The sequence below is a fragment of the Roseofilum sp. SBFL genome (assembly GCF_017746885.1).
Lineage (GTDB): Bacteria > Cyanobacteriota > Cyanobacteriia > Cyanobacteriales > Desertifilaceae > Roseofilum.
This window is the reverse complement of the sequence record NZ_JAGHZH010000124.1, coordinates 1-23,258: the sequence shown is the minus strand read 5'-3', so window position 1 is coordinate 23,258 and position 23,258 is coordinate 1. Positions and strand designations below refer to the sequence as shown.

The following is a 23,258-nucleotide window of genomic DNA, read 5'->3' as shown; positions in this document are numbered from 1 at the left end:
CCAGATTTGAATAAAATTGAACACTTTTGGGAGCGGCTGAAGAAGGAGGTGGGAAAACTCAAGAACCAGTGTGAATCCCTTTATGATGCCATCATAGAAGCTTTTAAGATACTGTCCTAACGCTCCCTTTCTTTGCTATAACTCAGCATCTCCTTTAATTTGATCGGGAGATAAGGTTGTAGAGTCAGTGATGTCTTGAATTTTCATAAGTTTGGAACTCAGAACACGAACATACAGCACGTTTCGCTATGAGTGAGGGACATGAAAGGGGGATGAACACCTATTGTCCACCCATGCAATGCAAAGTGCTGTAAGTGTTTCTTCTTAGTTGTTTTTTTCGATCCGGAGTGCTTTACATTAATTCAAGAATTCATATCAAGTTTAGAAAAACTTCCTGCTTTAGGCTTGGGGTGTGGGGTCACCGTATTTGATGAGGAGGGCGATCGCCAAACTCACAGCTAAAATCACCACCATACTGAGCGCGGAGCCAAAGCCCCAGTTCTGAGTCGCCCCCAGAAACTGATTGTAAATCAAGCGAGCAGCGGTCATACTGGATGCACCTCCAAGCAGTTCCGGATTGACAAAATCGCCCAAACTACTAATAAAAACCAATAAACTCCCAGCTGCAATCCCTTGGAAGGTTTGGGGAACGGTAATTTTCCAGAATCCTTCGATAGGCGTTGCGCCCAAATCGGCAGAAGCTTCTAATAACCGTTTGTCGAGCTTTTCTAGTGCGGCATAGAGAATTAAGACCATGTAGGGCAAAAAGCTATAACTCATGCCAATGAGAACGGCGGGCCATTCATTGAGAATGGTTAAGGGGGGCAGTCCCACGCTGGTGATAATGCTATTGAATACCCCTGTACGGCGGAGAATGGTAATCCAGGCGTAGGAGCGCAACAGGGAAGAAGTCCAGAGGGGAAGGACAAAGCCCAAGAGGATTAAATTTTGCCAGCGTTTGGGGGCACTCAGGGCGATCCAGTAGGCAACGGGGAAACCCAAGAGCAGACAAATTATGGTGGTTCCGATCGCAAAAAAGAGCGATCGGCCAATCACTTGCAGATAAACCGGTTGAAACACCTGCAAATAATTCTCCAATCCCGAAGGATTCACCACATCCCCGGGTCGAATATTGGGCACTAAACTTAACTCAAAAATCACCAGAGTCGGTAGCACTAAGAGCATCAAGAGCCACAAACCAGCAGGCCCTAGGAGAACACTGGGGCCAATCAAAGTTGACCAACGGCGTTTGGGAGTCGGCATTTCAGTTGAGTGGGATTCAGAAGGAACAGTGGAAGACATAAAGTGCTTCGCGCGGTAATGGGTAAAGGGGGAGGGAATGGGGAATAGGTAATAGGAGCAACCCGTTTTGTGGTTTAACTACTGGTTAATCGAGTCCAATAGCGGTCATAGAGTTGCGCAATATCCTCGTTTACGGGTGAAACGCTTTCACAGTTAGCTAAAACCTCTGGATCGGGAAATAGGGTAGCATCTTGTTGGATCTCTTCTGGTAATTGTTCGTAGGCGACTCGGTTAGCTGTGGCAAAACTAAGGCGCTTGGTAATTTCAGCAGCGACAGTTGGTTGCAGCATAAAATTAATCCAAGCATAGGCTCCATCTGGATTGGGGGCTGTTTTGGGAATCACTAAGGTATCGGTCCATAGAGAAGAGCCATTTTTAGGGATCACATAGCCTAAGTTTTCATCCTCTTCCATAATTTCACTGGCATCCACGGAATAACCCATGGCAATTTTCAGATCGCCGGTTAAAATCTGGGGTCGCCAAGCATCGGAGGTAAATGAGGCGATCGCCGGTTTCAGTTCCACTAACGCTTCATAGGCTTCTTCAATTTCCTGGGCATCTTGCGAATTTAAGGAATAGCCCAAATGTTTCAGAGTCGCCCCCATCACTTCCCGCACATCATTGAGCATTGTCACTTGGCGACTCAATTGGGATTGATTCTGCCATAAATATTCCCAATTTTCCGGTTCTCCATTTAAGGCTTGGCGATTATAAATTAACCCCGTTGTTCCCCAACTAACGGGGATACTATGACCGTTTCCAGGGTCATAGGGGGGATTCTGATAATTTTCAAAAAGCTGATTTAATCCTTCGATGCGACCGAGATCCAGGGGAGTTAATAAATCATCCTCCACCATTTTTAGCACCATATAATCCGAGGGATAAATGATACTATACGCCCCACCACCACCGGCTAAGATTTTAGCCAGCATCGCCTCATTAGAATCAAACACATCGGCGATTACCTGAATCCCGGTTTGCTGCTCAAACTGAGCCAGCAAATCGTCATCGGTATAGCCTGCCCAAGTAAAAATATAGAGCCGATTACTGTCTCCCCTTTCCACTGTGCGAGTTTGCACATCGGCTAACGTCCAACCACAGGAAGATAATCCTAAACCGGCTAAGGCGGCTGTTGTCCCCTGCAAGAAGTGGCGACGGTTAAGCGAGCGAGAGTGTAAAAGACGATTGAGCTTATCCTGTTGACTCATGGGCAACCCTTCGTTCCATAAAATTGTAGATAGTTTTATTCATGGAGAGCCAAACAATCTGAACTCTGCCAATGGGCATAGAGAGGAGTTTCGGGATTCGATAAAGCTTCAGAATAAGCAGCTCCTTCGCGAACGGGTTGGGAGACGGTAATTTGGTCTCCAGAAACCAATTCCACCACACATTGAATATGGGTTCCCATAAACATCGTATGCTTAATGCGGCCTTGAAAACAATTGCGATCGCCCTCTGGGGGACTCACGCTGAGGTGAATTTTCTCCGGTCGCACGCTGACCACTAGGCGATCGCCGACTCCCGTGCTACCGTTAAGATCCGAAGCGGCCCAAATCTTCAACCCTTTATCCGTTTGTACCTCAACTGTTCCCCCCTGACTCGATGCGCTCCGACCTTTGAATAAATTGGTATCGCCAATAAAATCGGCTACAAACGGAGTAGCAGGAAGATTATAGATTTCACTCGGAGAGCCAATTTGTTCAATTTTGCCCTCACGCATGATAGCAATGCGCTCGGAAAGGGAAAGCGCCTCTTCCTGATCGTGGGTTACCATCACAAACGTCAGCCCTAACTCTTGATGCAAATTCGACAATTCCACCTGCATCTCTTTGCGCAATTTCAGATCCAACGCCCCCAAGGGTTCATCCAACAATAAAACTGCCGGTCGATTCACCAACGCTCTAGCCAGAGCAACCCGCTGTTGTTGTCCCCCTGACATTTGTTTCGGCAAGCGATGGGCAAACGCCTCCATTTTCACCAAGCGTAGCGCTTCCTTTACTCGGTCTTCAATCTGGGCTTTCGTCAGCTTTTTCAGCCGCAGTCCAAAGGCAATGTTCTCCCAGACATTCATATGTCCGAACAGGGCATAACTTTGGAACACGGTATTAACCGGACGACGGTAAGGGGGAACATGGTTCACGGACTGCCCTTGAAGCAACAATTCCCCAGCAGAGGGCACTTCAAAGCCAGCAATGAGCCTTAACGTCGTGGTTTTTCCACACCCAGAGGGTCCGAGGATACTGAAAAATTCACCAGACTGAATGTTCAAGTTTACGCCTCGGACAGCCGTTTCTGAGCCAAACACCTTAAAGACTTTGCGAAGCTCAACATCTAGCTCGACGTTGGTTTCCCGATTAATTTGATTAGTTGCGGTCTGAGACATAATGAGAACCCCTAGCAATGAGTTCAGAGTTAAGCAGGGACAGTAACAAGGATCTAGATGGTTTCAGTGTAATCTATTCTGAGTACTGCTTGATATCGTAATCGTATATGATTTCGATCTCCCTCGATCCAATGCTATCCAAGCAAAGGGGGATGGGATAGTTCACTCATCGAATAGTGGGGATTCCTAAATCTGGGAGAACCTGCCCCTACTCAATTATTGTATGCCTAATCCAATAATCGATTTTTGTAGGGGCGGGTTCACCAAGATCTAGAACAAAACAGATCGCTCTCCTAAACCTGCCCCCCGCCAGGGTACAAAGGGGTATGGGGCAGGTTCACTCATCGAATGGTGGGGATTCCTAAACCTGGGTGAACCTGCCCCTACGGTAGATATTGAACTATCGATTATCTTTTAATAAATTCAACGCTCAAAATATACTTGTCGATATAGTTGTACCTGAATCTTCCGTTGTTAAAATGTTCCTTAATCTCTGGCTCAAAACTCATATCAACAATCTCCAGATTATCATTTTTTTGAGCTTCATTTGCCATAAATAAAGCTTCAAGCGCCAGCAAGAAAAAAGGTTGTTGAGGACGGAAAGAACCTGATTGGCTCGTCAAAGCAAGCCTCAGCTTTTTCGGCCAAAGTGCAAAACCATGTGGATGATCGTTGAGGAAAGGTACAGCCCGACTAATTCTGATTGGATTATGAAGAGTCATGGCAGAAACGCCCGGTTTGATGGGACGTAGATTTTTTGTAGTGAATACAAAAACTTCAATTGCTCGATCGTACTTTTTGTGATACTGATCATCATCTTCATAATCATAAGTGTAACCGACGAAGAAATAAAGAAAACTATCAGGATTTCTTTCTTGACCATCAAGGATAACCCTATAAATATGTTTTAATTCATACCACTGTCCATCAATCTTTTGTCTCTGGTTCACAATAAACTCATTATCTCTATAGTCTGGATAAAAAGATGGTTTATTGAAAGTAACACCAAGATCATCAAGCTCATCAAGCTCATCGCCCACATTAATTGCACCAATCAAGTGATCGTGGCTAATATTCTGTATTCCTTGGCTTTCATAAGCTTCATTAATCCTTCCCATACCTGTTCCTTTTAAGTCGATTTCACATTTGTATCGATTGTTTCCAAGGCTCTGACAGTTTCTTCTTTCTTTATACCAATCCTCTCTGCTCTTATTTTCAGCTTTATTTTGGCTTTGCAGTTCAACGGGCTGGGTTTGCTCTGATATGATGGGATCACCCTGACTGCTTTCACCAAAGATCAACCATAGGGATAAGAGGGTTTCTAGCATAATCAATGACCTACCAAACAAGAATACTGAATTCCAGTTCCATTATGAAATAATTCATACACCTCAATCCAGTCGGAAGGATCGGGGCTTTTTACAGAAAATTAGGTCGGATGTGTCGGCAATGTCGGGAAAATAGGTTACAATAACTCCAGCCTTCGTACTTTCTGGGATTTATGGATATCATGGAAGTGTTGAAACTGGCGGATGAGCTGGTTTTTGCTCGGACAGGAAAGCATCTGGATTATCTGCAAGAAGCGATACTTCAGGGAACGCTACAGGGTGAAACTTATGCCACAATCTCAGAGAATGTCTATACGAGCGAAGGTCATGTGCGCGATGTGGGTTCCGAGTTGTGGAAGTTGCTCTCGGAAGGGTTAGGAAAAGAGGTTAGTAAGACGAATTTTCGCGCAATTTTGAATAAAAATTATTCAGCGATAGTTGGTGATCATGCAACCGTTACTAATGTCATTTGTTCAAACTATAATCAGAAAAATAACCATTCCCAAACTTCAGAACAAACTCAATCCTATGTGGATTTAGGGAATGCCCCAGAACGGTTAAACTGTTATGGCAGAAGGGAAGAATTGGCTATCCTGGATCGTTCCATTCTGACGGAAAAGTGTCGTCTGTTTGCCCTGCTGGGATTTAGCGGCATCGGTAAAACTACGTTAGCCTTACATTGGCTGGAAAACAATAAAACTCAATTTGAATATGCGATCTATCGCAGTTTGCGCTTTTATACAGATCGCCGCGCTCTGTTAGCCAATATCCTATCAATTTTTACTGGCAATCCCCAGAAGTGCGATCGCCTGGAAACCCAGATCTCCCACCTGCTCACCCACTTGCGTCAGTCTCGCTGCTTAATTCTCCTTGATGATGGGCAACTTCTGTGCAGAGATGAAAGGGGTAAACAGGTATTGCGGGCGATCGCCGAAATCAATCACCAAAGTTGTATCATTCTAATCTCCACCGAAAAACCCCTAGATATCACCCCTTGGGAAAAATCGACTTATCCGGTGCGATCGCTCATTTTATCCAGTTTAGGGGATGCAGCAAAAGATCTCTTCCAAGAGCAAAACCTATCCGATCCCGAACATTGGCATCAACTCATTGACTATTATCAGGGTAACCCCCTATGGTTAATCTTAACCGCTACTTCCATTCAAGAACTCTTTGCCGGTCGAGTAGCAGACTTTTTAGCCTATGAAACCCTGATTGTATCCGAATCTTTGCAGGGACACCTCGACCAACAATTTCAGCAGTTAAGCGCACCCGAACAAACGATTCTCCATCAAGTCGCTACGCTAACTGCACCCGTTAGCTTATCGCAACTTTTACAACTTAACCCCTTTTCTCCCGTTGAGTTATTCCAGATTATCCAATCACTCCATCGGCGATTTTTTCTAGAGATGGCAGAAGACACGCGGCAATTATTTCTCAATCCAGTGATTCAAGAATATATCAAGAATGGGAAATAATCCGCAGCGTTATTAATAGCAAGAAGCATCTAGATGGTTTCAGTTTAATCCATGGTGAGTACCGCTCGATAGCGTACCTGATTCGATCTCACTCGATCCAAGGCTATATTAATCTCTTCTAGGGGATAGGTTTCGATAATCGGCGTAATTTTGTATTGAGCGGCAACATTGAGCATTTCATTCATGATTGCTCGGCCACCAATGGGTGATGCCATAATTCGGCGACGCTGGGAAAGGAGAGAGAACAAAGGTAGAGTTAAAGGTGCATCACTAACTCCCACAAAGCATAAAGTACCATCCGCATCCAAGTATTCAACATAGGCCGCCCAATCTAGGTTAGCTGGAGCGGTACTTAAGAGGATATTCAAGTAATTTTTCGGCGTGGGTGGACTTTCTCCACGACCCACGACAATGGTCTCATCGGCTCCGAGGGTTTTGGCAAATTCGGCTTTATCTTCAGAAGTTGTAAAAACAGTAACTCGGTTTCCTAAGCGGTGAGCAAATTGAACCGCCATGTGGCCTAAACCGCCAACCCCAATAATACCGATTTCCTGTCCGGAGGTCATGCCTGCATGACGCAGTCCAGAATATACCGTGATTCCACCACAGAGTAGAGGTCCGGCATGGGTGGGGTCAATGTCTTGGGGAATGGGGAAGGCAAACCGAGAGTCAGTGAGTAGGTAGCTGGCAAAACCACCAGGGCCGGGGATAATTAGCGCCTCGTTGTCTTTACAAAGATTTTCGTTGCCTTTGAGACATTGGGGACATTGGAGACAGGCACTTTTTTGCCAACCGACTCCGACGCGATCGCCAACTTTCAGGTGTTTGACCTGAGATCCAACTTCCTGGACTTCTCCGATCGCTTCATGACCTGGAACCACAGGATAATCGGATATGTCCCAATCATTATCAATAATATGAATATCTGAGTGACAAAGCCCACAGGATTGAACCTTAATTAGACAATCATAGTCTTGAGGGCTACTCACTTCAAATTGATAGCTTTCCAGGGCAGCTTTAGCAGACTGGGCAGCTCTGGCTTGAACTTGTATCATTGGGTTGGCACTCCTGAGCCTCTTAACTGTAGTCTATCAAATAAAGGGAGTGGAGGGTTTCGATTTCAATCATTTATATCAATTAACAATTAACAATTTAACCGGACTAGCTGTTAATTTTTGCTTGAATCTGTTGCAAAGTGCGAACTAAGTCAGCTGCAACCCATCCGGAGGAGTGGGGAGAGGGTTGATTATGGCGGACACACTGGAGAAAACGATCGCACACTTCTTTTAAGGGTTCTCCTGGAGGAGTTGCCAGCACCTCCCGGTTAATTCCCATGGGGGTGAATTTTGGATCTTCTGGCTGAAAATGTCCCTGTTGGATAATCAGAGGATCGGTACTGAGTTCGTCAAAAATTAACGTTCCTTGAGATCCAACTACAGCTAAACGTCTTTGTTTATCCGGGTTGAGCCAACACAGGTGAATAGTAGCTTTAAATCCACTGGGATAGAGGAGTTTCACCCAAACGACATCGGGTAAGCCGGGTTGTAACCAAGTATCGGCGGTGGCATCAACTTCTACGGGAGTTTCGCCTAACCAGTGATTAAATATGGCCAGATCGTGGATGGCTAAGTCCCAGAGTGCGTCTACATCTTGGCGCACGGGACCGATATGGGTGCGGGTTGCATATCCATAGCGCAGTTCTCCGACTGCTCCAGAAGAGAGTGCCTCTTTTCCTTGCTGCACCACAGGATGAAACAGATAGGTATGATCGACTACAAGCTGGCGCTGTTGGCTTTCCGCCAGATGACACAACTCTAGACATTCTTCGGCATCTAGGGTGAGGGGCTTTTCGGCTAATACGTGACAATCCTGAGTGAGGGCGTATTGAATGATGTTGTAGTGAGTGGATGCGGGGGTGGCGATCGCCGCTAATTCGACTTCTGGACGCGCCAAAATCCCTTGCCAGTCATCGGTTAACTGCACTAAGTCAGATAGATTATACCGATTTTTCATCGCCTCTCGTCGGCTAGGGTTCGGGTCTACAACTGCTACCACTTCCGTCTGGGGATGTTCGAGGAAATTACGGATTAAATGGTTTCCCCATCGACCCGCGCCCAAAATCGCAATCTTAAATGGTTTATCCACGCTGTATTTTTTTCACCCCTCTTCAGTGGTTTTGATCTTAAATAAGGCATCTTGAGCTGCCGCTTGTTCAGCCGCTTTGCGCGATCGCCCTTTTCCTGTACCGTAAGGTTCTCCCTGCACCCAAACCTGAGCCGTAAAGGGTTCGGCTGTCCGTTTTTGCGATTCTACTGTAATCAGTTTATATTCGGGTAAAACCTTATGAACGGCTTGAGTCCATTCTTGCAGAGCTGATTTATAGTCTCGTCGAGCCGGATCTTTACGAATTTCCGTAGACAGGAATGTAAAATGACTATCAAGCCAAGGTCGGATCAATTCTAGGGTATGGGTACTCAAGTAAAGTGCCCCTAAAATGGCTTCAAAGGCATCCGCAAGACGGGACGAACGGCCGAGTTTATCGCTGGCTGTGCCCCGATCCATGAGCAAGTCTTGTTCTAAATTGTAACTATCGGCTAACTGGGCTAAAGTGCGATCGCTCACCAAAATTTTCCGAATGGCTGAAAATTCTCCCACCGTCGCATCTGGATACAATTCCATCAATAATTCTGAAGCAGCGATCCGAACTACCGCATCACCAATAAACTCCAACTGCTCATAATTTTCTGTGGAGGATATACTCGGATGGGTCAGTGCTTTATCGAGTAAATGCCATTGCACTGGGGAGCTTTCTGGTAACCCCAGTTTCAGAATGACACTCTGCAACTGCCGCTGTCTTCGCGGATAACTAACTTCTTCAGGGACAGAACTAGACATGACCCATCCAGTGTGAGGTTTTGCTAACTCTCCCATCCTATCTTAAACATTTAAAAATGAAAAAATTCATGACTATTCCGGATTTAGCATACCTGCAATTTGTTCAACCCATTGCTGACGCTCCTGATGCTCTAGAGTTAAAATTTCTGCTCTAGACCAGTGAAAATGAAAAGCGATAAAGGCTACCTCCCGATATAATTGGGGTAGGGGGTAGCCAGTTACTCCCCCAGCATCACTAATTCTGCTTCTGTAGGGTTAATGGTGTTGTATACATCGAGTAAGTAGTCTAAATCGACTAAAAATAGGTTTTCTAAGGCTTCTGGCGTTACAGAGGGGAGTGTCCCGAGTTGCTCGATAGTGCGCGAGAGCATGACGAGAGCGCGATAATCTGGGTAGTCAGAGACATTTGGGTGGCGATCGCCAATTATCTCATCTTTTGCAGTCGCGAAACGCATCACCCCTTCTCGATGAACCTTTCCCCCTTCGTCCACCAACCCTTTAGGTAAAACAAAGGCAAAACCCATCGAATCATCCATTTCCTCACTCATTCTCTACTGGTTCCAACTCATTAATCTGACGATAAAAATCTTGAAGATAGCTTAAATCTACCGCAAACATATTTTCAATCACTGCCGGAGAAATTTCCTGTAGGGTTCCCAATTTAACAATAACCCGCGCCAAAATAATCACTGTCGCATAAGCCGGATTATCCATTACCCTAGGATCGCGCATTGGGATAATTTCATCCATGGCACGAGAGAGGCGCATCTTTCCCTGACGGTGAAGATTTCCATCGGAATCTAAATAGCCTTTCGGTAAAGTAAAATCAAACTCAGTTTGCAACATAAACCATAAGATAAATTCATTGGGCTTAAATCTTACATCGCTTTGCTTGCGTTATGAAACACAAGCTTGAATGCTCAAATCCATGTACCACAACCCTATTCCCTATTCCCTATTCCCTATTCCCCAGCGCAAAGCGCTGCATCACTCATCCCCATGCCCCGTTTCTCGAACTACGGAGGCGAAACCCGCTTAAACACCTCACAGGCTATTTCCAACTCTTCGCAAGCCAACTCGGAACTTGAAGCCGCATTATCCGTAACACTATAACTAACGGGCCAAGCATTTTCAAACTGAAATAAAGCGCCCATATTACCATTTTGACGATAAACAGTAATTGAACCATTACGTCGCTGTTTTTCCCAATTCCCCTCTTGCACCGCATTCAACCAATTCCAGAGGGTTTCCGAGCCACTTAACCCTCGTCGGAGACTAATATTATCAATGGTTGTCTTAGCACCCGGGAGTTTAGACGTATGCAGCATTCCCCGCTTGGCTTTGCCCCAAGGTTCTGGAAAAACCTCAGTAAACTCAACCACCTCTTGAGCTACCTTAAATCCCTTGCACTCCATGAATAATCCATCGACTCCATCTTTCGATCCATCTAAGGTCAATTCCACATAAAACCGGCACGCAGTGAGGATTTCAGCCAAATCCCGTTGAATTTCAAATGCATCTTTACCCTGACTAGAAAATCTGGAAGAGATATTAGAGTATTGTCTACCGGGTTGGCGAGATAGATTAATATTGGGAAAACGAGGTAGCATAGTTGGGCAATCCGGATCGTTTTTCAGTCAAAACAACCAGACAAGGGAGGAAACCCTTGCCTGTGTCAGTTCAGTTGCTTCAATGACAATTATATTGTTGGTAGCGGTGCGATCCGCGTCCCTTCCGTGGGTACTTTTCTAATCCCAGTATGGCTAATTTCTATCGTTTCCTTGAATAAATCCGTGCTGTCTGCACTTGCTTGAGTTGTCGTATATTTAGCGGGAACAGCTTGTATTATATTGTACCTTGCTCCCTCCTGGCCGTTCTGCTTATAGATGATTAAAGAAGCATCTCCAGCCTCTTCTACAGCAGTAGTTGTACCCCCAGTCATCGATGCGGGATGAGAGTTTGTGTACCAGTTAATTAGAGCATCATTTTCTACGGTTGTCACAAACTCTAAGGTCATATTCTCATAGCTGACATGAGAAGGGGTAATCTGGGTTCCAGCAGATACATTCTTGCCGGCAAAAATGGCTTGTCCTTCGGCTGCGGGTTCAATGCTCATGGAAAGGCCACTGATTTTTTGTAGTTGTAGGGTCGTGATGCCTTTCACTTCTAAATAAAACCGGGCTTGGGTCAAATACTCCATAGTTTAATCTCCTGTTTGGATGGTCGAGATGGAATGAAAATGTGACAGATATTCAGGTTCTAAGCCGCTTGTGACATGGCGACAACTTTGGTAATTCTCTCCGCCACAAATTCATAGGTTTCCATGACTAATTCCCCAGAAGTGGCATCAACATCAGAAACGGAATATTTCTTGATCCAAGCTCGGTCTAGATTCCATCGCAACACTTCTGCATTGCTTGGATCGTAGACTACCACTGAACCCGATTTACGCTGGCTCGCCCAATTGCCATTGCCCCCTTCATCTTTTGGCATCACGTCTAAAAACCATTCAAAGAGTCGCGCTGCTGCTCCTTGGGTATCATCATTGACATATACTTCAATGGTCATGGAGGGGTTGGTTTCATAGCCGGCGATCGTTGTCTGTCGCTCTGAGCCTCTTTTACCACAGTGAAGGGGTTTATCTCCACCGGTTACCTTACCTTCATAGGTCAGAGCAGCCATACTTTTTATTTCTAAGTTTTCTAAACCTTCAAAGTTTAGATAAAATCGGTTGGCTGTAGTTGTAAAAACTGGAGCTGCCATGGTGTAACTGTCCTTTTGCTGATATTTTTAGGGTTTGAATGTATCAGGAGATTAGAATTAATCCAATCTCCTGAAGAGGCTTCTTAACTTTCGCCTTCAGCCGTCCATTGACTGATACGGAAGATAACAAATTCAGCCGGTCGCACGGGAGCAATACCGACTTCTACATACAATCGACCGAGCATCATACTTTGGGGAGTATTAATATCAGAATCACACTTGACGTAGAAAGCTTCAGCAGGAGATCCTCCCATCAACGCACCGGCTCGCCATAAATCTGTTAAGAAACTGGTAATCGTGCGTTTCACCCGTTGCCACAGGTCTTCATCGTTGGGTTCAAAGACGACCCATTGCATTCCATTTTCAATGGATTTCTCGATGTAGCTCATCAAGCGGCGAACGTTGATATAGCGCCATTGGATATTATCCGGCTCAACCAGAGTTCTAGCACCCCAAACCCGAATGCCTCGGTTGGGGAAGGGACGAATACAGTTAATTCCCGCAGGGTTAAGCAGTTCCTGTTCCCGGAAATTACAATCGTAAGCTAAACCGATAACTCCTCTAGGGACTTCGTTGGCAGGTGCTTTATAAACGCCTCGCGTTTCATCGTTGCGAGACCAAACCCCTGCCATATAACCACTGGGAGGAATGGCTACTGGGCGACCAGCATTTCTGGGATTGGGAACCCGAATCCAGGGATAATAGAGAGCGGCAAATTGGGAACGGCGGTTAAATTCTTCCCGCAGCCAACGACTGATTTGTTGGGGTTTTACTCGGTCTGGGGGCGGATCGAGAATCACCATCCGGTTGGGAGCATTAGGAATATCGCCATCGGCAGCTCCTTCACAGAGGCTGACCATTACATCCATAATCCCGTGCAGTTGGTCGATGTTAATCAGGCCGGTTTCATAGACTTTCATCAGATCGGGACAAGCCATGATCGTCACTTCGTCAATCTCGAAGAGTCCCCGAACGCCAGTCCGGTCATCTCTTACCCCTTCAATATGTTGGGAGAAGCGGTCAGGAGAAGGCATCACCACGGGAGGGCTGATTTCATACAATCCATTACTGGGTCGTCGGGCTAGGGGAGAGCCACTGATGGATAGGTCTATAGCAGCAATATATTCTGATTCTTCTAGGGCTGTAACCACATAGGTAGCCACGGAGGAATCAATTTGGGGATTCATGGTCAGGTTTTCAAACCGTTCGAGTTCTTCATCTCCTTGGGCGATGACTACACTGAAAAATTCGCCTGTATTCGCGGGAATGGTTGTACTGGAGGTACTCTCGGTCGTACTTGAAGTACTCGTACTCGATGGTGGGGGTTTGGGTTCTCCATCCATAATTTGCACCCGAACGGAGCGATCCACAGGCACGAGCATGGCATTGATGGAGCCATTATCAGTAGTGGTTAGGTCAGAACCTGGACGGATAGAGAATTTCAGGGAAGGTCGGTTTCCCCGGTTCATAATGCTGGTTCCAGTTTCTGTTGCTTCTGGTTCTGGGGAACCGGGTAAGCGAGTGCCAATACTAACAACCCAACAGCGGCCACCGCCATTGAGGAACCATCCATAGACACTTAGCGGTAAGTAGGCCCCAAAGTCAGTAAACCCGTCGGAGTTGGGTCGGCCAAAATATTGCAGATATTGATCCCAAGTGGTGACCAACATCGGTTTAAACGGTTCTGCGCCTCCTCGGATGTCCTCGGTAAAACCAACGAAGCCTCCCACAGCAGTCGGGACCCCTTCAATGGGACGACTGCCGCGATTGACTTCTTCGATATAAACACCGGGAGCGTAATAATCAAGTCTCGCCATAGTGGATTCCTTCCGAATACCAAATTACTGTGGAGAATTCTGGTTAATAGATGGGCTAAGAGATGACTTTATCCAAACCTGGATATAAAAATCAAAGAATTAGGGAGATAGGTTTCCTCAAATAAACTCTTAAACCACGATAGTGCCACCATACAATAACCAAGAGATTGATGACTACTTTTTTAAGGGTTTTTCTTGAAGATTTACACAACTTAACTTATCTTATAAAGAGATAATAAATGTCTGACGAACATCAATAAAAAATAACAAAAATTAATGTATAGAGGAATGGCTAATCCTAAGTTAAGATAGCCGCTAAGACCCCATTAAGCTATTCTGGAGCAGGGTCTGACTCCAGAATGGACAGAGCAGTGAAGCGAGTGAGTGAATTGAATGGCTAATTATTTAGCGATCGCCACGGCCACAGCGACCATGCAGCGTATTATTCAACAAGCGATACAAACGGATGTAGATGGTTCGAGGGTAACCACGGTGCGCCCTGATGGTGCAGGGGGCGGTATCCCAGAAACTGGGGTGAATCTATACCTGTATCACATCAAACGCAATCCGGCTTTAACCAATCAAGACACTCCTAACTTTCAACGACGGGGAGATATGGTCAAGCGCAGGCAAGCAGCTCTAGATTTATTTTACGTGATTTCTTGTTACGGTAATGATGCTGAATTAGAACCGCAAAGACTCTTAGGTTGTGTGGCTCGTGCGTTAGAAGATCAGTTGGTTTTTACACCTCAGATGATTCAGGAAACGATTAACGATCCGACATTCGATTACTTAGAAGGGTCGGATTTAGCCGATCAAATTGAGCAAATTCGGGCTGAATTTATCTCGGTTTCTACGGATGAACTCTCGAAAATTTGGTCAGTCTTTTTTCAGACCCCCCATGCTTTATCTGTGGTCTATAAAATCAGCGTGATTCTGATTGAAAGCGATATATCAGCCAAATCTTCACTACCCGTGCGCGATCGCCGCATGATTGGCGGCCCCTTCCCGAAACAACCTGTGGTCGATCAAGTGGTCAATACTACAGGTAAGTATATGCCTATTTTAGCCAATAGCACCCTCTGTATTCGCGGTCGATTCCTCTCCCATTCGATCGCCCAAGTTCGGATCAATCAAGCCGAAGTCACTCCCCAAATCATCAACGACACAGAATTAAGCCTTTCCCTGCGTCTGGTTCCCAATACCCATCTACGGGCTGGAGTCCAATCCCTGCAAGTGATTCATCCCCAACTGCCGTCCCTTCCGTCTCAAAATGGTCGTCGTCGTTCCCGTCCTAGTACTACCACTGAACCGGTTCAAAAAGTCGAATCTAATGTTTTTCCTTTTGTGGTGCGTCCCAGTTTTCTGGGTTATGAACTGGTAGACATTGAAGAAACGGAAGAAGACCGTCGCTTGGGTCAAGTGATTATTCGCACGAACCTAACGATCGGTTTGGGACAGCGAGTGGTGCTAATGCTCAATGAATACTCTAGCGAAAACGCGATCGCCTATCTCTTCAACAGTATCCCCATTCGGGAAAATACGCGAACCCCAGTGGTTCCCATTAGCAATGTACAACCGGGAGAGTATTTTATTCGGATTCAAGTTGATGGCGCAGAGAGCTTACTGGATGTGGATCTCGATCCCAATAGTCCCACCTATGAACAATATATTGGCCCCATTCTCACCTTGGAATGATTCCACAATTAACTGAGCAACATCGACGAGTTATTAGTATTGTTTTTATTAAGCCATGACTGATTTATTAAACTACACTTGGCAAAATGAAAATCAACAAGATTTAATCCAAGGGTTAGCAAAACTGCAAGCCAGGATTAATGAGAAAATCAGTCGAGATAATCCAGCAGAAACAGTTACCGAGCAAGGTGAATTGATTCCCGATTTAGAAGACTCTCAATTTGCCCTCGATCAACTGTGTAGTACGTTTAATCTTTCGAGTTTTGAACGGGATATTTTACTGTTATGTGCGGGTGCAGAATTAGATGAACAGTTTTTAGACTGGTTAAGTCAGCTCCAAGGAATAGCTCAGAAATCTTACCCAACATTTGGGTTAGCACTGAAACTTTTAGATTGCCCCCATTGGAGCGCTTTAACGCCGGAATCTCCCTTACGCTACTGGCGCTTAATTGAACTGGGATCGGGGCCGTCGTTTACCCTGAGTCCTCTGCGAATTGATGAGAGTATTCTACATTATTTGGCGGGAGTCAAAACCCAACCGTTGCCACTCGAAGCTCTGATCGGATCGTTGGACGTTTCGGTGTCGCTAATGGAACATGACCATGAACTGATTCAAACGTTAGTGGATACTTGGGTGGGTGCTGCTAATGGTCAGGAGTTTCCTTTAGTACAATTGTGTGGGGAAGATAGTCGGAGTAAACAGGCGATCGCCACCACCGCGTTTGCTAGTCTCAATCTAACCCTCCATCATCTCGATCCCGCTCAACTTCCCTCTAGTCCCCATGATGTGCATCAACTGCTGAGGTTATGGCATCGAGAGGCCTTTCTCAAGGGGTATGCGCTGCTGATTAATTGCGATAAACTTGCCACTCCCCTGAACCAAAACCTAGCACTCATTAAGCTCATTCAAGAGATTAGTACACCGGTGATTCTGACGAGTAGTGATCGCCTCTCCATCCCCAACCGCTCCATCATCAATCTTGAAGTCCACAAACCCACCCTGACCCAACAATCCCAATATTGGCAAACTCACCTCGATTCATGGGGTATCGAACTTAACGGGCAAGTGCAAACCTTAATTTCCCAATTCAACCTCACCAGTACTCAAATTCAAACAATCTGCGCCCATACCCTCAGTAAAAACCGCAACAAAACCCCTGAAACTATTACTAAAGAACTGTGGAGAGCCTGTCGCCAACAAGCCCGTCCTCGCATGGACGACCTCGCCCAACGGATCGAAATCAAAGCAACCTGGGATGACCTAGTGCTTCCTGAGACTCAAATGCAAACCTTGCAAACCATGGCTGCTCACCTACGCCAACGGGCAAAAGTCTATGAAAATTGGGGCTTTCGGCGCAAAAGTGGACGCGGTTTAGGCATCAGCGCCCTATTTTCCGGCCCCAGTGGCACAGGAAAAACCACAGCCGCAGAAGTTCTTGCGAATACTCTGCAATTAGACTTATATAAAATCGATCTCAGCTCTGTAGTCAGTAAATATATTGGTGAAACCGAAAAAAACCTACGTCGCGTGTTTGATGCGGCTGAAAGTGGAGGCACTATCCTGTTATTTGATGAAGCCGATGCTCTGTTTGGAAAACGTTCCGAAGTCAAAGATTCTCATGACCGCCATGCTAACATTGAAGTGAGCTATCTTTTGCAACGGATGGAAGCTTATCAAGGTCTCGCTATTCTCACCACTAACCTTAAAGGAGCCTTAGATAATGCCTTTATGCGACGGATTCGATTTATTGTTCCTTTCAATTTTCCTGATATTAAACAACGGGCAGAAATTTGGCGCAGAATTTTCCCCCCGGAAACGCCGACTCAAGATTTAGATATGAACAAACTAGCAAAACTGAGTATTTCTGGAGGAAATATCCGCAATATTGCCCTCAATGCGGCTTTTCTAGCAGCAGAAAATGATGAATCTGTGCAGATGAAACATATTTTGCAAGCCGCAAAAAGTGAATATGTGAAACTAGAAAAACCTCTCCTCGATAGTGAAGTCAAAGGATGGATTGCTAAACCTTAGTCTTTATAGCGCTTTGCACGCTGGGCAATAGGCAAAAGCTTGTATAGCTTAGGGTCTAAGGCTTCAAACTGCACTTCATGGAAGAAAGAAATATTACAAGTTGTCTTAAGTGTGGAATTGGTAAATGAGTATCAACAGTTGCCCTGATTTCCTCATCTTTCAGTTAAAGTTTACAATTTTTCACGATCGCATCACCTATTTGAGCTAGTGCGATCGCCATTCCCGTTCCCCCTCCAGAATCCGATCTCCTCAAACGCACCCTTCCCAGACTACGAGCCATTATCCAAAATGCCGAAGCTTCTCTGGTACTAATGAAATCAGTTCATTGCTGACTGACTTAGTGATTTGGAAAACAGGAACTAAAGCACGATCGTGGGTTTTAGATCTAGACTGTGAACATAATCGTTATGGACAATTATTAGTCGAACCGATCCTTCAATTAAAAGGATATCCAGAAGTATTTGCCTTGGGCGATATTGCAGATATTCCCAGTAACTCAGAAATACCCCGAACAGCCCAAGCTGCATATCAACAAGCACCAATTGCTGCCAAAAATCTCCGGTCTAGAGATATCCGAGACCTATACTCTAATGAAGGGTTTTTACCCACACCTGTCTTATTTGAACTTCTCAAACCTGGGTATTGGTCAATTCATGCTCTTAGCAGTCAAACCATTGTTCAAGCCCTATTATTTTCCTTCGCTTTTCTCAAAAACAAAAATGCTGTTCAACTCTTACATTTTTATTTTTGTATTTTTACCGATAACTTTAACGGTATTTTTGACTTTAAATCAATTCAAATTGATCAAAGCATCTCAAGTTTGGTTAACTGCGGCTTCCTTTGCATTTTATGCCTATTGGAATATTGCTTACTTGCCTCTCCTGTTAATATCCGTTATTTTTAACTATCAAATGGGAAAGAGCATTGCTTATGCTCAACCCAAAAGTCAATCTGCTAAAACCTTACTCTGGAGCGGGATTACTCTCAATTTAGTCACGATTGGTTACTACAAGTATGCGAACTTCTTCATCACTTCCGTCAACCAAGTCATTCAGGCTAACTTCTCCATAACCACAATTATTCTGCCCTTAGCAATTTCTTTTTATACCTTTACCCAAATCGCTTATCTGGTCGATGCCTATCGAGGAGAAACGAAAGACCTCAACTATGATATTTTAACCTATAGCTTGTTTGTCGTCTTCTTTCCTCAATTGATTGCTGGTCCTATTCTTCGTCATGATGAATTGATCCCACAATTACGGAACCTTAGGAAGTATGTTTTTTCCCATGAGAATTTTAGCCGAGGTCTGGTATTATTTAGCCTGGGATTATGTAAGAAGGTTTTAATTGCGGATAATCTTTCCCCTTGGGTAGCTACCGTATTCAATCACCCTAGTGAAATCACTTTCATTGAATCCTGGGTTGGCGTACTCAGTTATACCTATCAACTTTACTTTGACTTCTCTGGCTACTCTGATATGGCGATCGGTTTAGGATTATTGTTTAATATTAACTTACCCATTAACTTTAATTCCCCTTACAAAGCCACATCTATCAGTGATTTTTGGCGACGTTGGCACATTACTTTATCTAACTTCCTGCGGGATTATCTCTATATTCCTTTAGGAGGTAGTCGTCAAGGAGAGGTTCAGCGTTATACTAATCTAATGATGACCATGTTACTTGGGGGATTATGGCATGGTGCAGGTTGGACTTATGTAATCTGGGGAGGACTGCACGGTTTCTATCTTTGTGTTAATCATGGTTGGCGTAAGTTAAATATTCCTCTACCCAAGTTTCTATCGTGGTTAATTACATTTATATCTGCTATTGGAGCCTGGGTTTTATTTAGAGCCGATACCCTATCGGACGGGCTGAAAATTTTACAAGTTATGATGGCTGGAAATGGATTGATTTTACCTGGAGAGCCAACTGGAAAACTGGCTATATTAACTCAATTTGGAATTCAAGTTCAATCCTGGCGATCATTGAATTACTTGCCAGAGTTTTGGGATAGCGATCGCTTACCATTTGTGATTTTAGTCCTCTTGACTATTGCTGTCAAGTATATGCCAAATACCCAAGAACTGATGCACAAATTTAAGCCTGATTTTATCTGGTCTTGTTGCCTGGGTTTATTAACCGGAATCTGCTTATTATCGATGAATCGTGTATCAGAATTTTTGTATTTTCAGTTCTAACTTATTCCCTATGAATCAAAAATGATCTATAAAAGTAATTTGCCTTTTAAAAGAAAAGACAAGAACTACATATTCTTTAATATTTTATTCTTTTCATTTATCGCCCTACCGTTAATTGTCGTGGGGAGCTTCAATATGATAATTGATCCCTACGGGATATATGATGAAAAATTTGTGGTTTATGGATTAAATCATTATAAACCCAACAAGGGAAATAATGATAGGCTCTATAAAGCCATAGAAATTATTGACCTTAAACCTAATACTATTTTACTTGGCTCCTCCAGAATGAAAAGAGCTTTAGATCCCAATCATCTATCCCTACAAACTTTTGCCCCTGTTTATAACTTAGGTCTTAATGGTGCAAATATTTATGAACTGAGGAGATATGTTGAGCATACACTCGTGAATAATCCAAATTTACAGAGAGTGATTTTAGGGTTAGATTTCTTTATGTTTAATGCAAATTTAGACAATCAGCCCAGTTTTACCGAATCTCGTTTAGAAAAAAAACATATTGTTTTTGAAGATTTTCTCAATACTCTGTTATCTTTAGATACCCTGGAAGCCAGCCAAGAAACTATCCAAGCAAGTGTAGAAGGATCGGAGAGTGACCAACCATTATCACAACAGGGTTTCTTACCTTACTTCAAGAAAGAGGACGGCAATACAACCATTCGATTTGAGGGATCTACAAAACTTTATTTTAAGTTACATCATGATTATAAACTATCAGAAGAATATATTCACGAGTTTCAAAAAATTGTTGATCTGTGTCAAAAACATAATGTAGAATTGATTATTTATTTTTCTCCTGCTCATGCGATTCGACTAGAATCAATTTATGCCAGTGGGAAATGGAGTGTTTTGGAAGATTGGAAAAGACAAATTGTTTCGATCGCACCGGTTTGGGATTTTTTCAACTATAATAGTATCACAACTGAACCCCTATCTGAAACCATGAATAATTATGTTGATGACTCTCATTATATAAAGCCGATTGGGGACTTGCTTGTAAGTCGTGTGTTAGGTGATGAAGAGCAAAAAAGATCTGATGATTTTGGGCTTCTTTTGACTCCTAAAAATATAGATAATGTTCTGGATGAAGATCGTATTAATAGAGAAATTTGGGCAAAAAATAACCGTCAAGAAGTGGACTTTGTGAATTCAATAAAATTGGATGTCCTGGCGAGTCTTGAAAGCCAAAATAGATAGCCGATCTTTATTAGGTTCAATGAAAGGTATTTTTCTGATTATTTTTGTTATTAGTATTATTGTGACTCTAGCAGGGGTTTACTGGTTGGCGGGAGTTGATTCTTCAAAACTGGAGCTTTGGCTAGAATCTACAGGATTTTGGACTCCACTCTTTTTTATGATGGTTTATATCATCTCAACCTTGCTAATTTTGCCAACTACACCTCTAAATTTGATGGGGGGAGTAATATTTGGGCCTTGGTTGGGATTATTTTGGACGAGTTTAGCCTCTATTATTTCTGCCTTAATTGGTTTTGGATTGACTCGAATAACAGGGCAAAAAATGGTGTCTGATAAGCTTAAAGGTTATTGGAAAGCTATGGATGCTGAAATGTATCAAGGAGGTGTCTTCTATATTTTTGCTATTCGCCTGCTGCCGGTTATTCCCTACGGAATCGTTAATTTTGCGGCGGGTTTAACGTCAGTCAGTTTTAAAGATTATCTGTTAGGCACAGCGATCGGAACGATATTGGGTCTGTTTCCTTTTATTCTATTGGGAAGTGAAGGTGTTAAGGCAATTCAAACTGGAGAAATTTTGCCTTTATTGGTAGCATTTGCTCTTTCTGGCCTATTAATTGGTATGGCGACATGGTATCGTCGTCGTCGGATGATTTCTAGAGAAATTATCGAGAAAATAAATCCTAAATAAACATAAACAGAGAGTGTGAACATGAAACGCAATATTCTTATATTATTTATTCTTGGATTAGTGAGTTTAGCTATTATCCTATGGACACAGCGAGATCTGGATCAGTATCCATTAAATATTGATTCTGGTTATACTCAAGAAAATCTGGACTCTGTCTATTCTCTCTTTGATTTAGGGGTAGCTGATATTAATCAAGATACCTATTTAGATGTCTATTCTACCAATCATAACGCCCGACAAATTTTCGATATTAATCAGCAAGGTAAAGGGTTTGAAAATCAAATTTATGATTTAGGATTTCCTCAAAATTATGAAGTTACAGAGCAACCTGTTTCTGATCTGCTTTTGAATAGAAAAGATCCAGGCTTATATATTTATTGGCATAACTATCAATTAACGATCGCTGCCCAAAATCTCTCTAATCCAGAAGACTTTGGTGGATTAGTCATTGTCCCGCTATCAGCGATTCCCGTAACTTCGGGCGATCTATCCATTAAAATCAATGATACGAATGCTTTATCTGGGGGACTCGATAAAGTCAGGTTGGTGAACTTCCGGATCAAAGGCAATGGTCGTTTATCGATCGCCTTTCCCGCATCTTATCCTTTTTTCCCGCCATTTTTCAAACTCAATTCTGAATCGGATTTAACCCAGGTTTATATCGATTCTAAGTTTGGATCTCCTCCCTTCCATGATTTTGCCCTACCTCCGATTAATGCCTTACCTCATATGGATCGGCATGGTATGGCTTGGAATGATTATGACAATGACGGAAATTTGGATGTGGTGATTGTACGGGGTGGTATGGTCGGGAAGATGCCAGAACTTGCACCTAACGCGACAGATGAATTAATGTTGCAAACCCGATCTGGTTTTGAAGATATTGCTGAACAAGTTGGGTTAGAAAAGCAAGGTTGTGCAGCGCGACAAGTGGCTTGGGTTGATTTTGACCAAGATAATCTGCTGGATCTTTATACTATGTGTGGACGGCATTGGCCACCAAATTCTTTGCAACCTAATCAACTCTATCGCCAAATCTCTGAAGGTCGTTTCATTGATCTGGCACAAGAGAAAAATTTAGCCATGCCTGATACAGCACTTTTCGATGTTATGAGGTACAGTAATCGAAATTTTCCTTGAGAGTGCCTTCCCATGAAAAGCCGGAAGAATGGGCATTATAGCGTGAAAAATGGTTTTCCTATTACCTATTACCTATTACCTATAGCAGAGAAGGAGTTGGTTAGGACAGTTAGGTTATGGTTTGAGGCAATAGGAACTCTAGCAATAGAAAATGTCCTAACTCTCCCTTTCTCTGCTATATCCCTCTTTTGTCACTCTGCCGAATCAAGATAGGAATTAAGATAAGGGATTTAGGCTGAAGAAAAAAAGTATTGAAATTGATTGACACGGTGTAGCAATGGGCGAAGTGATGAGAGTAATTGCCAATCTGGGAAAACT

22 protein-coding genes are annotated in these 23,258 nt (G+C 43.7%); 8 read left to right on the top strand and 14 right to left on the bottom strand.

The genetic code is table 11. The features are described 5' to 3' along the window. Window positions 1-399: 399 nt before the first annotated feature. From J7545_RS13480 to J7545_RS13465, 4 genes are all read right to left on the bottom strand, one after another. Complete coding sequence (locus J7545_RS13480; protein WP_318719690.1) at window positions 400-1,302, bottom strand: ABC transporter permease; 903 nt, start codon at window positions 1,300-1,302, stop codon at window positions 400-402. A gap of 74 nt (window positions 1,303-1,376) precedes the next feature. After that, window positions 1,377-2,510, bottom strand: coding sequence for an ABC transporter substrate-binding protein (locus J7545_RS13475; protein WP_318719688.1), 1,134 nt, complete (start codon window positions 2,508-2,510; stop codon window positions 1,377-1,379). Between the two features lie 35 nt (window positions 2,511-2,545). Then, window positions 2,546-3,685 carry an ABC transporter ATP-binding protein gene (locus J7545_RS13470; protein ID WP_318719686.1) on the bottom strand — a complete coding sequence of 380 codons (1,140 nt, stop codon included), beginning with the start codon at window positions 3,683-3,685 and terminating at the stop codon, window positions 2,546-2,548. A gap of 407 nt (window positions 3,686-4,092) precedes the next feature. Then, the gene (locus J7545_RS13465) at window positions 4,093-5,013 is read right to left on the bottom strand and encodes a hypothetical protein (protein WP_318719685.1); all 921 of its coding nucleotides are present in this window, start codon (window positions 5,011-5,013) and stop codon (window positions 4,093-4,095) included. A gap of 173 nt (window positions 5,014-5,186) precedes the next feature. On the opposite strand from J7545_RS13465, the gene J7545_RS13460 reads away from it, so the two are divergent. Next, complete coding sequence (locus J7545_RS13460; RefSeq protein ID WP_318719684.1) at window positions 5,187-6,491, top strand: AAA family ATPase; 1,305 nt, start codon at window positions 5,187-5,189, stop codon at window positions 6,489-6,491. Window positions 6,492-6,535: 44 nt separating this feature from the next. Here J7545_RS13460 and J7545_RS13455 read toward each other — a convergent pair whose 3' ends face one another. The 10 genes from J7545_RS13455 to J7545_RS13415 form a co-directional block, all read right to left on the bottom strand. After that, window positions 6,536-7,546 carry an NAD(P)-dependent alcohol dehydrogenase gene (locus tag J7545_RS13455; RefSeq protein WP_318719683.1) on the bottom strand — a complete coding sequence of 337 codons (1,011 nt, stop codon included), beginning with the start codon at window positions 7,544-7,546 and terminating at the stop codon, window positions 6,536-6,538. A gap of 106 nt (window positions 7,547-7,652) precedes the next feature. After that, on the bottom strand, window positions 7,653-8,636 hold the full coding sequence (locus J7545_RS13450) for a Gfo/Idh/MocA family oxidoreductase (RefSeq protein WP_318719682.1): 984 nt from the start codon (window positions 8,634-8,636) through the stop codon (window positions 7,653-7,655). 12 nt (window positions 8,637-8,648) lie between these two features. After that, complete coding sequence (rnc, locus tag J7545_RS13445; RefSeq protein ID WP_318719681.1) at window positions 8,649-9,386, bottom strand: ribonuclease III; 738 nt, start codon at window positions 9,384-9,386, stop codon at window positions 8,649-8,651. A gap of 72 nt (window positions 9,387-9,458) precedes the next feature. After that, on the bottom strand, window positions 9,459-9,626 hold the full coding sequence (locus J7545_RS24070; protein ID WP_413039009.1) for a DUF6760 family protein: 168 nt from the start codon (window positions 9,624-9,626) through the stop codon (window positions 9,459-9,461). Continuing rightward, window positions 9,605-9,934 carry a hypothetical protein gene (locus J7545_RS13440; protein WP_318719679.1) on the bottom strand — a complete coding sequence of 110 codons (330 nt, stop codon included), beginning with the start codon at window positions 9,932-9,934 and terminating at the stop codon, window positions 9,605-9,607. Before J7545_RS13440 ends, J7545_RS24070 begins: the two co-directional genes overlap by 22 nt. Then, entirely contained in the window at window positions 9,927-10,232 is a 306-nt protein-coding gene (locus tag J7545_RS13435; protein ID WP_318719678.1) for a hypothetical protein, read from the bottom strand. Before J7545_RS13435 ends, J7545_RS13440 begins: the two co-directional genes overlap by 8 nt. Before the next feature lie 170 nt (window positions 10,233-10,402). Continuing rightward, the gene (locus tag J7545_RS13430; protein WP_318719677.1) at window positions 10,403-10,996 is read right to left on the bottom strand and encodes a phage tail protein; all 594 of its coding nucleotides are present in this window, start codon (window positions 10,994-10,996) and stop codon (window positions 10,403-10,405) included. Window positions 10,997-11,085: 89 nt separating this feature from the next. Beyond that, complete coding sequence (locus J7545_RS13425; protein WP_318719676.1) at window positions 11,086-11,586, bottom strand: phage tail protein; 501 nt, start codon at window positions 11,584-11,586, stop codon at window positions 11,086-11,088. A 59-nt stretch (window positions 11,587-11,645) separates the two neighbouring features. Beyond that, window positions 11,646-12,149, bottom strand: a complete 504-nt coding sequence (locus tag J7545_RS13420; protein WP_318719675.1) for a phage tail protein — start codon at window positions 12,147-12,149, stop codon at window positions 11,646-11,648. Window positions 12,150-12,232: 83 nt separating this feature from the next. After that, complete coding sequence (locus tag J7545_RS13415; protein ID WP_318719674.1) at window positions 12,233-13,966, bottom strand: phage tail sheath family protein; 1,734 nt, start codon at window positions 13,964-13,966, stop codon at window positions 12,233-12,235. Window positions 13,967-14,359: 393 nt separating this feature from the next. Here J7545_RS13415 and J7545_RS13410 point away from each other — a divergent pair, with 393 nt between their 5' ends. From J7545_RS13410 to J7545_RS13380, 7 genes are all read left to right on the top strand, one after another. Beyond that, a complete protein-coding gene (locus J7545_RS13410) occupies window positions 14,360-15,664 on the top strand; it encodes a DUF4255 domain-containing protein (RefSeq protein WP_318719673.1) in 1,305 nt (434 codons plus the stop codon). 55 nt (window positions 15,665-15,719) lie between these two features. Beyond that, window positions 15,720-17,696: an ATP-binding protein gene (locus J7545_RS13405; protein WP_318719672.1), complete on the top strand. Its 1,977-nt coding sequence runs from the start codon at window positions 15,720-15,722 to the stop codon at window positions 17,694-17,696. Between the two features lie 325 nt (window positions 17,697-18,021). Next, entirely contained in the window at window positions 18,022-18,600 is a 579-nt protein-coding gene (locus tag J7545_RS13400) for an FAD-dependent oxidoreductase (protein ID WP_318719671.1), read from the top strand. A gap of 7 nt (window positions 18,601-18,607) precedes the next feature. Continuing rightward, window positions 18,608-19,897, top strand: coding sequence for an MBOAT family O-acyltransferase (locus J7545_RS13395; protein WP_318719670.1), 1,290 nt, complete (start codon window positions 18,608-18,610; stop codon window positions 19,895-19,897). Between the two features lie 21 nt (window positions 19,898-19,918). Next, window positions 19,919-21,112 carry a hypothetical protein gene (locus tag J7545_RS13390; RefSeq protein ID WP_318719669.1) on the top strand — a complete coding sequence of 398 codons (1,194 nt, stop codon included), beginning with the start codon at window positions 19,919-19,921 and terminating at the stop codon, window positions 21,110-21,112. Further along, a complete protein-coding gene (locus J7545_RS13385; protein ID WP_318719668.1) occupies window positions 21,078-21,800 on the top strand; it encodes a TVP38/TMEM64 family protein in 723 nt (240 codons plus the stop codon). Before J7545_RS13390 ends, J7545_RS13385 begins: the two co-directional genes overlap by 35 nt. Window positions 21,801-21,821: 21 nt before the next feature. Continuing rightward, on the top strand, window positions 21,822-22,940 hold the full coding sequence (locus J7545_RS13380; protein WP_318719667.1) for a VCBS repeat-containing protein: 1,119 nt from the start codon (window positions 21,822-21,824) through the stop codon (window positions 22,938-22,940). The last annotated feature ends 318 nt before the right edge of the window (window positions 22,941-23,258 follow it).

What these genes read in the sequence shown, in the direction of transcription:
- J7545_RS13480 (WP_318719690.1), bottom strand. Translation starts at nt 1,302, where the DNA reads ATGTCTTCCACTGTTCCTTCTGAATCCCACTCAACTGAAATGCCGACT.
- J7545_RS13475 (WP_318719688.1), bottom strand. Translation starts at nt 2,510, where the DNA reads ATGAGTCAACAGGATAAGCTCAATCGTCTTTTACACTCTCGCTCGCTT.
- J7545_RS13470 (WP_318719686.1), bottom strand. Translation starts at nt 3,685, where the DNA reads ATGTCTCAGACCGCAACTAATCAAATTAATCGGGAAACCAACGTCGAG.
- J7545_RS13465 (WP_318719685.1), bottom strand. Translation starts at nt 5,013, where the DNA reads ATGCTAGAAACCCTCTTATCCCTATGGTTGATCTTTGGTGAAAGCAGT.
- J7545_RS13460 (WP_318719684.1), top strand. Translation starts at nt 5,187, where the DNA reads ATGGATATCATGGAAGTGTTGAAACTGGCGGATGAGCTGGTTTTTGCT.
- J7545_RS13455 (WP_318719683.1), bottom strand. Translation starts at nt 7,546, where the DNA reads ATGATACAAGTTCAAGCCAGAGCTGCCCAGTCTGCTAAAGCTGCCCTG.
- rnc (WP_318719681.1), bottom strand. Translation starts at nt 9,386, where the DNA reads ATGTCTAGTTCTGTCCCTGAAGAAGTTAGTTATCCGCGAAGACAGCGG.
- J7545_RS13440 (WP_318719679.1), bottom strand. Translation starts at nt 9,934, where the DNA reads ATGAGTGAGGAAATGGATGATTCGATGGGTTTTGCCTTTGTTTTACCT.
- J7545_RS13435 (WP_318719678.1), bottom strand. Translation starts at nt 10,232, where the DNA reads ATGTTGCAAACTGAGTTTGATTTTACTTTACCGAAAGGCTATTTAGAT.
- J7545_RS13430 (WP_318719677.1), bottom strand. Translation starts at nt 10,996, where the DNA reads ATGCTACCTCGTTTTCCCAATATTAATCTATCTCGCCAACCCGGTAGA.
- J7545_RS13425 (WP_318719676.1), bottom strand. Translation starts at nt 11,586, where the DNA reads ATGGAGTATTTGACCCAAGCCCGGTTTTATTTAGAAGTGAAAGGCATC.
- J7545_RS13420 (WP_318719675.1), bottom strand. Translation starts at nt 12,149, where the DNA reads ATGGCAGCTCCAGTTTTTACAACTACAGCCAACCGATTTTATCTAAAC.
- J7545_RS13415 (WP_318719674.1), bottom strand. Translation starts at nt 13,966, where the DNA reads ATGGCGAGACTTGATTATTACGCTCCCGGTGTTTATATCGAAGAAGTC.
- J7545_RS13410 (WP_318719673.1), top strand. Translation starts at nt 14,360, where the DNA reads ATGGCTAATTATTTAGCGATCGCCACGGCCACAGCGACCATGCAGCGT.
- J7545_RS13405 (WP_318719672.1), top strand. Translation starts at nt 15,720, where the DNA reads ATGACTGATTTATTAAACTACACTTGGCAAAATGAAAATCAACAAGAT.
- J7545_RS13395 (WP_318719670.1), top strand. Translation starts at nt 18,608, where the DNA reads ATGGGAAAGAGCATTGCTTATGCTCAACCCAAAAGTCAATCTGCTAAA.
- J7545_RS13390 (WP_318719669.1), top strand. Translation starts at nt 19,919, where the DNA reads ATGATCTATAAAAGTAATTTGCCTTTTAAAAGAAAAGACAAGAACTAC.
- J7545_RS13385 (WP_318719668.1), top strand. Translation starts at nt 21,078, where the DNA reads ATGTCCTGGCGAGTCTTGAAAGCCAAAATAGATAGCCGATCTTTATTA.
- J7545_RS13380 (WP_318719667.1), top strand. Translation starts at nt 21,822, where the DNA reads ATGAAACGCAATATTCTTATATTATTTATTCTTGGATTAGTGAGTTTA.